Here is a 13,886-nt window from a genome sequence, read left to right as displayed (position 1 = left end):
GTCCGGGTGTCGGTGTATTCGGGGTACAGGTGTCCTGTCCCTTATCGGAAAGGCCGGAGAACATGGCGGTAACCCCTGGCCCCGTCGCGTCCTCGGCGTGGGCGCCGTTCTCCTCCCCGGTGTACCGGGCGCTGTGGATCGCGCAGTTCGTGTCCAACCTGGGCACCTGGATGCAGACGGTCGGGGCACAGTGGATGCTGGTCGCCGATCCGGGCGCGGCGGTGCTGGTGCCGCTGGTGCAGACCGCGACCGCGCTGCCGGTGATGCTGCTGGCCCTGCCGTCCGGGGTGCTGGCCGATCTCATCGACCGACGCAGGCTGCTGATCGCCACCCAGTCGGCGATGGCCGCCGGGGTGTCCCTGCTGGCGGTGCTGACCGGCGTCGGGTTGGCCACCCCGGCCCTGCTGCTGACGTTGCTGTTCCTGATCGGCTGCGGGCAGGCGCTGACCGCGCCGGCGTGGCAGGCGATCCAACCGGAACTGGTTCCCCGCGAACAGATTCCGGCCGCTGCAGCGCTGACCAGCATGAGCATGAACCTGGCTCGGGCGATCGGCCCGGCGGTGGCCGGGGCGCTGGTGTCGCTGTCGGGACCGACGATGGTGTTCGCGCTGAACGCGGTGTCGTTCGTCGGGATCGTCGTGGTGCTGATCGGCTGGCGCAGGCCAGCCGAGGAACGGGTGCTGCCCACCGAGCGGCCGCTGGCCGCGTTGAGCGCCGGTCAGCGCTACATCCGCAGCTCGCCGGTGGTGCGGCGGATCCTGCTGCGCGCGTTGCTGTTCATCGCCCCCGGCAGCGCGCTGTGGGGGTTACTGGCGGTGATCGCCGACCGGCAACTGCACCTGTCGTCGGCGGGCTACGGCATGCTGCTCGGTGCGCTGGGCGTGGGCGCGGTGGGCGGGGCGACGGTGCTGTCGCGGTTGCAGTTGGCGTTCGGTCGCAACGTGCTGTTGCTGACCGGCGCGGTCGGATTCGCCCTCGCCACCGTCGTGCTCGCGCTGGTGCCGGTGTTCGCGGTGGTGATGGCCGCGCTGGTCGTCGGCGGGCTGTCGTGGCTGTTGACGCTCTCGACGCTCAACGCGTCGCTGCAGCTGAGCCTGCCCGCCTGGGTGCGGGCGCGGGGGCTGTCGGTGTACCAGTTGGTGTTCATGGGCGGGCAGGCGATCGGGTCGCTGGTCTGGGGGCTGGTCGCCGAGGCGGCGGGCAGCGTGACGGCGCTACTGATCAGCGCCGCGCTGCTCGTCGCGTGCGCGGTGTCGCTGCTGTGGTGGCCGCTGCACCCGGGCACCGGCGACCTCGACGTGGAGGTGTCGGGGCACTGGCCCGAACCGACGCTGGTGTTCGAGCCCGAACCGCCCGACGGGCCGGTCGTGGTGCTCAAGTCCTACCGCGTCGCACCCGAGGACGAGGCCGCGTTCATCGCCGCGATGCAGCGGGTGGGCCGCTCGCGGCAGCGCACCGGGGCCGCGCAGTGGCGGCTGTTCCGCAGCGGTGAGCACGCCAACACGTTCGTCGAGGCGTTCATCGTGCGGTCGTGGGCCGAGCACCTGAGCCAGCACATCATCCGGCAGACGGGTCAGGACCTGCGCGCCGAACAGGCGGTCGAGAAGTACGTCATCGGTGAGCCGACGCTGCAGCACCTGATCGCGGTCAACTGAGCCGTTCGCGCGACGGGACCGCCGACGCCGCGACCGCGGCCAGCGAGATCAACGCCAGCAGTTGCACACCCCAGGAATGCCCGACGTAACCTTCGACCGACCGCCACGGGTTCTGGCTGAGGACCGCGCCGGCGAGAATCAAACCGCCCGCCGCCGTCGTGACCGTCGCCACCTCACGTCGTCTCTGGTTGCGCCGCAGCAGGTGCCGCAGACCCAGCACCGCCGCGACGACCACCACACCGGCCACCCCGGAGACCACCGCGCCGACCCCCAGCACCGCGGCGGCCACCGCCCACGGGCGCGGGCGCCACGCCGGCGCCCCTTCAACGGGCTCCGGCCGTCTGCGCATCGGGACGAGCGCCAACGCGAACAGCACCGGCAGCAGCGCCAGCCCGCCGACCAGCCCGGCACGGTACGGCGTGTTCGACGGGAAGCTCAGCGTCACCGGCCCTTCGGTCCCCGGCGGCAGCAGCCAGCCCTGCTGCCAACCGTTGACGGTGATCGCGCTCAGCGGGGTCCCGTCGCCGGTGTGCGCCTCCCACCCGGGGTTGATACTCTCCGGCACCACCAGCACCCGCGACGCCTCCGAGCGCGGCACCGTCACCTCACGGCGGTCGGGGCCCCAGTCGCCGGTCTGCGCGGGAACCGCTGGCGCCGGGCGTATTTCGTGCGCCCGCGGTCCGGCCAGCTGCGCACCGTCGACGAAGAAGGTGTCGCCGGGGCTGATCACCAGCTCCTGCTGACCGGCGGGCACCGGTATCGGGTCGGTGCGGCACGGCTGCGCGGCGACCGGCAGCCCGTCGAGCAGTTCCCCGACGGTCGCGGTCAACGACGTCTGCACGAACTGTCCGGCGATACCGATGACCGGGCCACGGCCGCAGGGCAATTCGATACGGCGCTGACGGTTGTCGTCGGCGTCGGCGGCCGCGATCGGGGCCCCGCGGCCGTCGACTGCGGTCACCTCGGCCAGCCCCGGCGGCTTGAGCTGGTCGAAGCCGAGCGAGGTGCGGTCGATGACGTCGTCCCAGCCGAGGATGGACACGGTCACGGTGTCGGTGACGCGGGGGTTCAGCTCGAGGGTCTGGGTGCCGGCGTCGCGGGCCACCCGGCGGGTCTGCGGGCCGTCACCGAGATCCACGGTCAGCATCGTCGGATGTGCGGGCAGCGCACTGGAACTCGGCGTCACCCGCAGGCCCGCGACCTCCGTGGGCCGGGGGAGTTTGAGCGTCAGCGTCGGCGGCGTGCGGTGCTGCACCACGCGCTGCGGGGCGGTCCACGCGGTGGCGGGGTCGCCGTCGGCGGCGGCGTAGGCCGAGCCGAGGACGTCGATGGGGTCGGCGTCGCCGAACGCGCGGGCAGCCCCTGGGGCGGCGATCAGGTCGGCCAGCCGGGGACCCTGGCGCGGGCGCACCCACACCGTCGGCGTCACCTCGATCGGCGTCGGTACGGTCAGCGTCCGGCTCAGGTTCACCGGTTCCTCGGGGGACAGCGCCATCGTCGCGGCGCAGCGGATGCCGGTCGGGCTTTCCGCGCAGCCGCCGCGGCCCTGCAGCTCCGAACCCAGATCCCATTGCGCCACCGCCGAACCCGGTGGCGGTCCGGGTACCGCGACGGTGTGGCGCAGGTTCACGGGGTGGGCGAAGCCGTTCGCGTCGTACTGGGTGACCGCGATGTCGGTGAGCCCGAACTGCACGCCCGGGGAGCCGTCGTCGGTGGCCACCGCGGTGACCCGCACCCACGGCGACTCCCCGTACGGCAGCGCCGCGGTCAGCGGTTTACCCGCCTCGTCGAAGCGCAGGGTGCTGGTGCCGTTGACGGTCGAGATCTCCAGCCGCCGGATCTGGGCGCCGACCGCGGTGGCGCTGGGCGTGACGGTGATCGTCGCGTTGGTGACCGGATGGTCGAAGTCGACCTGCAGCCACTGGCCGATCGCGGCCTGCAGCGCGTTGGACACCCAACTCGTCGACGGGTCGGCGTCGATCGCGGCCGCGGGTCCGGTGGCCGGTGCGACGTTGGGCAGGGCCGTGGAGTCCGCGGCCGAACTGGACACCGAGATGCGTCCGCCGTTCCACTGCCCGTACACCAGATCTGTTCCGGGAGCGGGATAGTCGAGGACCCGGTTGTGGGTGTTGCGCGCGTCCCCGGGTGTGCGGATCGCCGACGAGTGGTCGTCGACGCGGCCGTAGTCGGTTTCGCGGGCCAGCGGCGTGTCGGTGACGGTGACCAGAGGTGTCGGCACCCCGGCGTGTTCGGCGTCGCCGGTCAGCAGCATCGGGCCCAGCGGCGGTTGGCCCAGCAGGCGGCGGCGTTCGTCGATCCGCAGCAGCGCCTCGGGTGCCCCATCGACGCGGGCCATCCGGTCGGTGTCGACCAGATACGGCCGCACCGGCGTCGTCGGCGCAGTGACCCGGTAGATCTCGACGGCCGGGTACCGCGGCCGCAGCCCGCTGTCGGCGATGAAACCGGCCAGCGTGCCCGGCCCGACCGGATCACCGAACTCGGCGACCTTCTCCAGGCCCGGGGAGTTGTCGACGGCCCGGTGCACCAGGATCGGACGCGCCGAGCGCGACGTGTCCGGGTCCAGATCGTTGCGCACCACGACATAGGAAATGCCTTGGCGGGCAAGGGTATCGGCGAGCCCGTCGGAGGGCCGTCCGGCGGCGAACAGCCGCTGCACCGAGTCCAGCGCGCGGATGGTCTGCGGCGGGGTCAGCGGAATCGAATCCCGCACCCCCCACGGGGTGCGGCCGAGCACCTGCAGCGGCTCGTCGTGGCTGTTGCCCCACACCTGGGTGGCGAACGGCGCGCCGGGCGCGACGAGCACCCGACCCTCGGTGGCGTGCTCGTCGAGCCAGTCCGCGGTGTCGTGCCAGTACTGCGGGATGGCGTCGAAAGCGCCTGGCGCGGTGAGTCTTCCGGTCCACGCGAGCGAGCTGGCCGCGGTCAGCGCGACCAGCACGATGACCCCGACGGCGATGCGTTTGTCCCGCTCGGGATGTGCCAGCGCGCTGGTCCACCGCTCGCGCGGGACGCTGCCCGGCAGCGGGATACGCCCGAGTAGATGCGCCAACCCGAGCACCAGCGGGAGGCGCAGCAGCGGGTCGAGCTTGTGCAGGTTGCGCAGCGGGGTGCCGTCGGCGTCGAGGAAGGTCTGCACCTGGTCGGCCACCGGTGATCCCAGCCCACCGGAGTAGCCGGCGGCCAGCAGCGCGACGCCGATCAGCAGGATCGTGATCAGCCGGCCCCGGTAGGGCATGGTGCGCATGGCCAGCCCGGCCAGACCGGCGGCGGCGACCAGCGTGGTGGCCAGCACGGCCACCGACGTGGTGACCAGCGATGCGCCCGCGGTCGCGTTGGGCGCGACGAACGGTGTCCAGGCGTGGGTGCCGCGCAGCATCTCGGTCAGCGACATCCACTGGGTGGTGACGCCGGAGGACTCGATGAAGTCCAGGAACGGCGGGCTGATCCGGCCGAGCAGCACCAGCGCGACGACCCACCACGTCACCGCCAGCACGATGCACAGCGCCCACCACGCGGTGAAGCGCCACCACGTCCGGTTCGGCCGGTGACACGCCAGCCAGATCGCGGCGGTCAGGCAGCCCGTCAGCGTCGCGACCGCGTTGACCGCGCCCATCAGCGCGATCGCCACCGCCGAACGCGCCGCCAGCAGCCGCACCCGAGGGTCGCCGCGCAGCACCAGGATCACCGGGAGCAGCACCCACGGCGCCAGCATCATCGGCAGCGTCTCCGAGGAGATGGCGCCGATCGTGGTCAGCGCGCGCGGTGACAGCGCGTAGGCGACCGCGGCGATCACCCGCGAGGGTCTGCTGCCGATGCCGAGCGCCTCGGCGACCCGCACGACGCCCCAGAAGCCGACGACGAGCAGCAGCGCCCACCACAGCCGCTGGGTCACCCAGCCCGGCAGCCCGACGACGTCGCCGATCAGGAAGAAGGTGCCGTGCGGGAACAGGTAGCCGTAGGCCTGGTTCTGCGCCTGGCCGAACGGCAGCTCGCTGTTCCACAGGTTGAACGCGCGCGCCAGGAACTGCAGCGGGTTCGCGGTCAGGTCGAGCTTGGTGTCCGGGGAGATCTGCCCGGGGGACTGGGCGAAGGTCAGGAAGAGAGCGGCCGCGGCGGCCACCCAGAGCCAGCGCCGTGACAGGGGAGCGGTCTCGACGTCGGAGGGCAGGGGCGACGGGCCCACGTCAGACGGACCGATGGCGGCGGCCCGGGAATCAGCTTCGGTCGCCGTACTCGACCCTGTTGAGCACCGACGACGCCGGATCGCCCGCTTGCAGCGGAGGCCTGTTGTCCTGCTGCACCATCAGCGTCACACCGAAGATCGCCGCCGCGCCCAGCAGCAGTCCGACCACAATGCTGGCCGCGGCAGGCACGAGGAACCGATCCATGTCGGCAAAACTAGCACGCGCGGTATGTGCGCTGATGAACGACGGTTCCGCCACGCGGATGCGGGCGTGGGATAGAACCGGGCGGGTGCTGCGGTTAGTGTCGAGGCCCATGGCGAGAACCCGAGCACTCTGCGCACTGGTGACCGTGGCCGGGCTTCTGCTGGCGTGTTCGCCCGCCGACCAGGACGCGCCGCCCGTCGAGGTGTCGTCGGCGCCGATCACCAAGGCCGCCACCGAGGCGCCGGCCGCGCCCGCGTGCGGCACCGGTGCGGCGCTGCTGGCGGCGATGTCGAAGCGCGACAAGCTCGCGCAGCTGCTGATGGTCGGGGTCTCCGATGCGGCCGACGCCCGCGCCGTCGTCGACAACCATCACGTCGGCGGCATCATGATCGGCAGCTGGACCGACCTGTCGATGCTGGGAGGTCCGCTCGCCGAGATCGCCGCGTCGGCCAACCCGCTGCCGCTGGCGGTCAGCGTCGACGAGGAGGGCGGCCGGGTGTCACGGCTGTCGTCGGTGATCGGCAGCCAACCGGCGCCGCGGGTGCTCGCGCAATCCAGCACGCCCGAGCAGGTTTACGACATCGCGCTGCAGCGCGGTCAGGCGATGCGCAACCTGGGTATCACGATCGACTTCGCGCCGGTCGTCGACGTCACCGATGCGCCCGACGACACCGTGATCGGGGACCGGTCGTTCGGGTCGGACCCAACGGTGGTCACTGACTTCGCCGGCGCGTACGCGCGGGGACTGCGCGACGCCGGGGTGATGCCGGTGCTCAAGCACTTCCCCGGCCACGGCCGCGGTTCGGGCGACTCGCACACCGGCAGCGTGACCAGCCCGCCGTTGGCCGAGCTGGAGCAGACCGACCTGGTGCCGTACCGGACCCTGACGACACAGGGGCGGGTCGGCGTGATGGTCGGGCACATGCAGGTGCCGGGCCTGACCGGCAGCGATCCGGCCAGCCTGAGCCCGGCGGCCTACGGGCTGCTGCGGTCGGGCAACTACGGCGGCCCGCCGTTCAACGGCCCGGTCTTCACCGACGACATCTCGTCGATGCAGGCGATCTCGGACCGGTTCGGGGTGGCCGAGGCGGCGCTGCGCGGGCTGCAGGCCGGCGCCGACACCGCGCTCTGGGTGACGACGGCCGAGGTGCCCGCGGTGCTCGACCGGCTGGAAGAGGCACTCGACGCCGGTGAGCTGTCGATGTCCAAGGTCGACGAGTCGGTGCTGCGGCTGGCCGGGATGAAGGGCCCCAACCCGCGCTGCTGACGGGCGCCGGGACCGGCACTGCTGATTCCCACCCACCGCCCGATGCTTACCCTGGTGGGATGGCCGGTGGGACCAAGCGGTTGCCGCGCGCCGTGCGTGAGCAGCAGATGCTGGACGCAGCGGTGCAGATCTTCTCTGTCAACGGCTACCACGAGACGTCGATGGACGCGATCGCGGCGCAGGCGCAGATCTCCAAGCCGATGCTGTATCTGTACTACGGCTCCAAGGAGGAGCTGTTCGCCGCGTGCCTGGACCGTGAACTCGGCCGGTTCGTCGACGACGTGCGCAGCCGGATCGACTTCAAGCAGAGCCCGAAAGACCTGCTGCGCACCGCGGTTCTGGCGTTCCTGAACTACATCGACGCCAACCGGGCGTCGTGGATGGTGCTCTACAGTCAGGCCACCAGCTCGCAGGCGTTCGCGCACACGGTGCGGGAGGGCCGCGAGCGGATCATCGACCTGGTCGGCAGGCTGCTGCGCTCAGGCACGCGTAATCCCGAGCCCGACACCGACTTCGACATGATGGCCGTCGCGCTGGTGGGCGCCGGCGAGGCGGTGGCCAGCCGGGTGTCCACCGGCGACGCCGACGTCAACGAGGCCGCCGAGCTGATGATCAACCTGTTCTGGCGCGGCCTCAAGGGCACCCCGGCCGAACACGGCGACGGACTCCACGCCGAGCAGACGCAAAGTGACCGGATTCGCGGCTGAATAGAGGCACTTTGCGTCTGCTGGCCGGTATCAGGTGCCCGCCTACAGCGCGCGGACCGTGCCGAACAGGTGCGGGTCGCCCTTCTTCAGGTGCCGCAGCGTCAGGTCCCAGCCGTCGGCGACGCGGTCGACGTAGAGGCCGGCGCTCGCGGGCAGCACCACCGGCTTGGCGAACTTCACCGAATACTTCACCGCGCTCGGCAGCTGCCCCTCGATGTTCGCCAAAACCGCTGCGGCGCTGAACATTCCGTGGGCGATCACGCTCGGGAAGCCGAACAGCTTGGCCGCCACCGAGTTGGTGTGGATCGGGTTGTGATCCCCGCCGACCGACGCGTAGTGCCGGATCTGGCCGGGCGTGATGCGCAGCACCGCGTTCGGCGGGCCCAGCTTCGGTTGCTTCTGCGGCGGCGGCTTGGGCTCGTCGGACAGGCTGGTGCGCTGCTGGTGCAGGAACGTCGTCACCTGCTGCCAGACCAGTTCGTTGCCGACGTTGACGTCGGTGAGGATGTCGACCAGCAGACCGCGCCGGTGCTCGCGGAGGTTCTCGGCGCGCACCTTCACCGAGACGGTGTCGGTCACCGCGATCGGCCGGTGCTGGGTGATGTGGTTCTCGATGTGCACCGAACCCATTGCGGCGAACGGGAAGTCGAACCCGGTGACCAACGACATCAGCGTCGGGAACGTCAGCGCGAACGGATACGTCAGCGGAACCGTGTCACCGAACTGCAGACCGGTCACCGCCGCGTACGCCGCGACGTTGGCCGGGTCGATGCTCAACTCGTCGACGGTCAGCGTGCGGTCGGGCAGCGTCTCACCGCGCGGCACGAACGGCAGCGCACCCGCCGCCGCGCGCGCGAGATTCATCAAGCCGGAAGGTTGGCTCACGTCACGCCCCCAGCCACGCCTGGCCGCAGACCCGCACCGTGTTGCCGGTGACCGCGTTCGACGCCGGGCTGGCGAAGTACGCGATGGTCTCGGCGACGTCGACCGGCTTACCGCCCTGGTACAGCGAGTTCAGCCGCCGCCCGACCTCGCGGGTGGCCAGCGGGATCGCCTCGGTCATCTTGGTCTCGATGAAGCCGGGCGCCACCGCGTTGACCGTGATGCCCTTGTCCGCGTACGCCTCCGACAGCGTGTCGGTCAGCCCGATCATGCCGGCCTTGGTCGCCGCGTAGTTGGTCTGCCCGCGGTTGCCCGCGATACCGGCCATCGACGACAGCCCGACCACCCGGCCGCCCTCGCCCAGCACGCCGTTGTTCACCAGTCCTTCGGCAAGCGCAAGCGGGGCAACGAGATTCACCGCGACGACGGAGTCCCAGCGGCCCTCGTCCATGTTGGCGAGCAGCTTGTCGCGGGTGATGCCCGCGTTGTTGACCAGGATGTCGACGCGACCGTCGTAGTGCTCCCGCACGTGCTCGGTGATGCGGTCGACGGCGTCGTCGGCGGTCACGTCCAGGGCCAGTGCGGTCCCGCCGACCTTGGTGGCGGTCACGCCGAGCGCCTCCTGCGCCCCCTCGACGTCGATGCAGATCACCTTGGCGCCGTCGCGGCTGAACACCTCGGCGATCGTCGCGCCGATACCGCGGGCGGCGCCGGTCACGATCGCGACCTTGCCGTCGAGCGGCCGGTCCCAATCCGCGGGCGGGGACGCGTCGTCCGCGCCGATCCGGAACACCTGCCCGTCGACGTAGGCCGACTTGCCCGACAGCAGGAACCGCATCGTCGACTCCAGCCCCGTCGCGGCCGGCTTCGCGTCGGGTGAGACGTACACCAGGTTCACCGTCGCGCCGCGGCGCATCTCCTTGCCCAGCGAGCGGGTGAAGCCCTCCAGCGCGCGCTGCGCGATCCGCTCGTGCCCGCTGCCGGCCTCCTCCGGCGTCGTACCGATGACGACGATGCGCCCGGACGGCCCGAGGTTGCGCAGCAGCGGGGTGAAGAACTTGTAGAGGCCCTTGAGCCCGGCCGGCCCGGTGATGCCGGTGGCGTCGTACACCAGCCCGCCGAACGAGTCGGCCCACCGGCCGCCGAGGTTGTCGGAGACGACGTCGTAGTCCTCGGCCAGCGCGGCGCGCAGCGGTTCGACGAGCCGGCCTTCACCGCCGATGAGCAGCGTGCCGGCCAGCGGCTGGTCGCCGGGCTTGTAGCGCCGCAGGGTCTCGGGCTGCGGGATGCCCAGCTGCTTGGCGAGGAACGATCCGGGCGCCGAGTGAACGAGTTGCGAGTACAGATCGGAAGCCATGAGACGAACTTACTCCAGAGTAAGAAGGGTGGGTACTATGGGGTTCATGGCTAGTGATACCCAGCGACGCGTCGCGATTCTCGGTGGTAACAGAATTCCGTTCGCCCGCTCCGACGGCGCCTACGCCAACGCGTCCAACCAGGACATGTTCACCGCCGCGCTGGCCGGTCTGGTCGACCGCTACAACCTGGCAGGCGAGACGCTGGGCGCGGTGATCGGCGGTGCGGTGCTCAAGCACAGCCGCGACTTCAACCTGATCCGCGAGTGCGTACTCGGCAGCGCGCTGTCGTCGTACACCCCGGCCTTCGACATCCAGCAGGCGTGCGGCACCGGCCTGCAGGCCACGATCGCGGCGGCCGACGGGATCGCCGCGGGACGCTACGAGGTCGCGGCGGCCGGCGGCGTCGACACCGCCTCCGACGCGCCGATCGCGCTGGGCGACGACCTGCGCCGCACGCTGCTCGGGCTGCGCCGGGCGAAGTCAAACGTCGACCGGCTCAAGCTGGTTGGCAAGCTGCCGGCGTCGCTGGGCGTGCAGATCCCGGTCAACAGCGAACCCCGCACCGGCATGTCGATGGGCGAGCACGCCGCCGTCACCGCCAAGGAGATGGGCATCAAGCGCGTCGACCAGGACGAACTGGCCGCCGCCAGCCACCGCAACATGAGCGCCGCCTACGACCGCGGGTTCTTCGACGACCTGGTCACCCCGTTCCTCGGGGTGTACCGCGACAACAACCTGCGCGCCGACTCGTCACCGGAGAAGCTCGCCAAGCTCAAGCCGGTGTTCGGCGTGCGCAACGGCGACGCGACCATGACGGCGGGCAACTCCACCCCGCTGACCGACGGCGCGTCGGTGTCGCTGCTGGCGTCCGAGGAGTGGGCGTCGGCGCACGGCATCGAACCGTTGGCCTACTTCGTCGACGCCGAGACCGCCGCGGTCGACTACGTCAACGGCCGCGACGGCCTGCTGATGGCGCCGACGTACGCGGTGCCGCGCCTGCTGGCCCGCAACGGGCTGAGCCTGCAGGACTTCGACTTCTACGAGATCCACGAGGCGTTCGCGTCGGTGGTGCTCGCCCACCTGCAGGCATGGGAGTCCGAGGAGTACTGCAAGGAACGCCTCGGCCTGGACAAGGCGCTCGGCGCGATCGACCGGTCCAAGCTCAACGTCAACGGCTCGTCGCTGGCGGCCGGGCACCCGTTCGCCGCGACCGGCGGCCGGATCGTCGCGCAGCTGGCCAAGCAGCTGGCCGAGAAGAAGAAGGAGACCGGTCAGCCGGTGCGGGGGCTGATCTCGATCTGCGCGGCCGGCGGGCAGGGCGTCGCCGCGATCCTCGAGGCCTGACGGTCCCGCAAAAAATTTGTGCCGGGGCTTGTAACGCCCGCGGCGGGGGTGTCGATAGACCGGGTAGCTCCGTACTGCCGTCTGACCCCCCGACCCGGCGGCAGTGCGGGGCTCTTTACGTTTCAGGATCCCACGTTTTCAAGACCGGGCGGCGGATCCTTTCTCGCCTTGATCGGATCGGACCCCGGCGCGACGAACAACGCGCCGCCGACGCTGTGGCGCGCGGTGCGCACCGCCACCAACGCCCAGGTGCCGAGCAGCCCGACGTAGGCGATCGCCGCGGCGACCGCGAACGCCGGCAGCCCGGTGTGCTTGGCCAACTGCGTCGTGCCCGTGACGAACGTGCCGACCGGGAACGTCAGGCTCCACCACGTCAGCGCGAACGGCATCCCGCGGCGCATCGTGCGCACGGTCAACTGCGTGGCCAGCACGATCCACAGCACCGCGAAACCCCACACCGGAACCCCGAACAGCACCGCGAACACGTTCATCGCCGCGGCCAGTTCGGCTGGGACGGCGAGCGCGGCCTGCGCACCGAGAAGGCCCGCTGCGGTGATGCCCTGCCCGAGCGGTCCGAGCACGATCCACAGCGTCGGCACCCGCGCGGTGCCCGACGTGCCGTACAGCGCGAGCCTGCTCCAGATCATCGTGATGATGATCAGCGCGGCGATCAGCGACAGCCCGAACATCGCGTAACAGCCGTAGAGCATCGTGGCGCGGCCGGTTCCCGGCGCCATGTGCGGGATCAGCAGCGCACCGGAGGCGGCCGACACCATCGGCGGCACCACCGGCATCAGCCAGCCGCCGAACGCGGCGTCGGGTTCGACGTGCAGTTGGGTGAACATCAGGAACGGGATGGTGGCCGCGGTGAACAGCCCGCCGATCGTGCCTGCGGTCCACAGTACCCACGCCAGGTCCACGGCCACCCGCTCACCGAGCAGGTCCTTGCCCAGCAGCAGTGACCCCGAGGCGACGGTCAGCAGCGCCATCGGCGCGGCACCGTAGAAATGGGTCATCTGCGGGTTGCGCACGTACCCGCGCGCCGCCACCGGATGACGGATCCGCTGCGCGCCCACCGCGACGGCGAGCACCACCAGCAGCACGGCCGCGAACACCCAGACCACCCGCGAAAAGACATGCAGGCCAGGCACATTCACCGGTAGTGTGGCGCCGGCCGTCGCGACGATGCCGGTGCCCATCACCGACGCGAACCAGTTCGGACCCAGATGCTGCAGCCGGGCGAGCTCGGTCGAAGCGGCGTCGGTGGCCATGGATCAGTATGTAAGCATGCAAACGAGCCTGAGCATCGTCGGACTGAATCCCAGCGAGCCGTCGCCGGTCGACACGCTGGTCGAGAAACTCGCGACCCTGCGCGACGAGGGTTTCCGCCGAGTGTGGCTGGCCCAACTGCCGTTCGACGCCGACCTGCCGACGATGCTCGCGATCGCGTTCCGCGAAGTCGACGGGCTCGAGATCGGCTCGGGCGTGATCCCAATCCAGGCCCAGCACCCGTGGCAGCTGGCGCAGCGCGCCCTGACGCTCAACCTCATCAGCGGCGGGCGGTTCGCGCTCGGCATCGGCATGAGCCACCGCGTGGTCACCCAGGGAGTGTGGGGCGTTCCGTGGGACCGGCCGGTGCGCCAGATGCGCGAGTACCTCGACGCCCTACAGCCGCTGCTGGCCGGTCAGCCCGCGGACGCGGCGGGCGAATTCTGGACCGCCCGCGGATCGCTGCAGGTCCCCGCGCCGGCACCGGAGGTCTACCTGGCGGCGCTCGGACCGCAGATGCTGCGGCTGGCCGGGCGCCGCACGAGGGGCACGCTGACGTGGATGACCGGCCCCAAGACGCTGGCCGGCCACATCGTGCCGGTGCTGCGCGACGCCGCGGTCGAGGCGGGCCACGGCGCCGACGACGTGCGCGTGGCGGCGTCGCTGCCGGTCAGCGTGACCGACGATGTGGACGGCGCCCGCAAACAAGCGGCCGAGGGTTTCGGGGTCTACGGCACGCTGCCGTCCTACCGGGCGATGCTCGATCGCGAGGGGTTCGCCGGACCCGAGGACGCCGCGATCATCGGCGACGAGAACACGGTCGCGCAGCGGCTCGCGGAGCTGCGCGACAGTGGGGTCGACGAGTTCGTGGCCAGCGTTTTCGACACCGACCCGGAGGCTCAGGCCCGCACCCGGGCGCTGCTGCGAGCCCAGGACGAATGAGCCGGGAAAATTCGGTCTGGTGTGTTCTCGATCACGGGCGTACGATCGATCGC

Annotated in this window: 10 protein-coding genes; 5 read left to right on the top strand and 5 right to left on the bottom strand. The window is 71.1% G+C overall.

Annotated elements, in window-relative coordinates; genetic code table 11:
* Window positions 1-62 precede the first annotated feature (62 nt).
* Window positions 63-1,655, top strand: a complete 1,593-nt coding sequence (locus BHQ18_RS06050) for an MFS transporter (RefSeq protein ID WP_069412650.1) — start codon at window positions 63-65, stop codon at window positions 1,653-1,655.
* Here BHQ18_RS06050 and BHQ18_RS06045 read toward each other — a convergent pair.
* Both BHQ18_RS06045 and BHQ18_RS06040 read right to left on the bottom strand, forming a co-directional pair.
* Window positions 1,648-5,859 carry an alpha-(1->3)-arabinofuranosyltransferase gene (locus BHQ18_RS06045; protein WP_234794085.1) on the bottom strand — a complete coding sequence of 1,404 codons (4,212 nt, stop codon included), beginning with the start codon at window positions 5,857-5,859 and terminating at the stop codon, window positions 1,648-1,650. The genes BHQ18_RS06050 and BHQ18_RS06045 overlap by 8 nt on opposite strands.
* Before the next feature lie 31 nt (window positions 5,860-5,890).
* Window positions 5,891-6,064 (bottom strand): DUF2613 domain-containing protein, encoded by a 174-nt coding sequence (locus tag BHQ18_RS06040; protein WP_069412649.1) that lies wholly within the window; start codon window positions 6,062-6,064, stop codon window positions 5,891-5,893.
* Window positions 6,065-6,173: 109 nt separating this feature from the next.
* Between BHQ18_RS06040 and BHQ18_RS06035 the strand changes: the two genes are divergently transcribed.
* Window positions 6,174-7,331: a glycoside hydrolase family 3 N-terminal domain-containing protein gene (locus BHQ18_RS06035; protein ID WP_165614537.1), complete on the top strand. Its 1,158-nt coding sequence runs from the start codon at window positions 6,174-6,176 to the stop codon at window positions 7,329-7,331.
* Between the two features lie 59 nt (window positions 7,332-7,390).
* The gene (locus BHQ18_RS06030; protein ID WP_069412648.1) at window positions 7,391-8,038 is read left to right on the top strand and encodes a TetR/AcrR family transcriptional regulator; all 648 of its coding nucleotides are present in this window, start codon (window positions 7,391-7,393) and stop codon (window positions 8,036-8,038) included.
* 42 nt (window positions 8,039-8,080) lie between these two features.
* On the opposite strand, the gene BHQ18_RS06025 is transcribed toward BHQ18_RS06030, so the two are convergent.
* The gene (locus BHQ18_RS06025; protein WP_069412647.1) at window positions 8,081-8,902 is read right to left on the bottom strand and encodes a MaoC/PaaZ C-terminal domain-containing protein; all 822 of its coding nucleotides are present in this window, start codon (window positions 8,900-8,902) and stop codon (window positions 8,081-8,083) included.
* Between the two features lie 22 nt (window positions 8,903-8,924).
* Complete coding sequence (locus tag BHQ18_RS06020; RefSeq protein ID WP_069412646.1) at window positions 8,925-10,277, bottom strand: 3-oxoacyl-ACP reductase; 1,353 nt, start codon at window positions 10,275-10,277, stop codon at window positions 8,925-8,927.
* Between the two features lie 46 nt (window positions 10,278-10,323).
* Between BHQ18_RS06020 and BHQ18_RS06015 the strand changes: the two genes are divergently transcribed.
* On the top strand, window positions 10,324-11,622 hold the full coding sequence (locus tag BHQ18_RS06015) for an acetyl-CoA C-acetyltransferase (protein WP_069412734.1): 1,299 nt from the start codon (window positions 10,324-10,326) through the stop codon (window positions 11,620-11,622).
* A gap of 122 nt (window positions 11,623-11,744) precedes the next feature.
* On the opposite strand, the gene BHQ18_RS06010 is transcribed toward BHQ18_RS06015, so the two are convergent.
* Entirely contained in the window at window positions 11,745-12,893 is a 1,149-nt protein-coding gene (locus tag BHQ18_RS06010) for a TDT family transporter (protein WP_069412645.1), read from the bottom strand.
* Window positions 12,894-12,909: 16 nt separating this feature from the next.
* Here BHQ18_RS06010 and BHQ18_RS06005 point away from each other — a divergent pair, with 16 nt between their 5' ends.
* Complete coding sequence (locus tag BHQ18_RS06005) at window positions 12,910-13,833, top strand: TIGR03564 family F420-dependent LLM class oxidoreductase (protein ID WP_069412644.1); 924 nt, start codon at window positions 12,910-12,912, stop codon at window positions 13,831-13,833.
* Window positions 13,834-13,886 lie beyond the last annotated feature (53 nt).

The organism is Mycolicibacterium flavescens, assembly GCF_001722335.1.
Taxonomy (GTDB): Bacteria; Actinomycetota; Actinomycetes; order Mycobacteriales; family Mycobacteriaceae; genus Mycobacterium; species Mycobacterium flavescens.
This window is presented reverse-complemented; position numbering and strand designations above follow the sequence as displayed.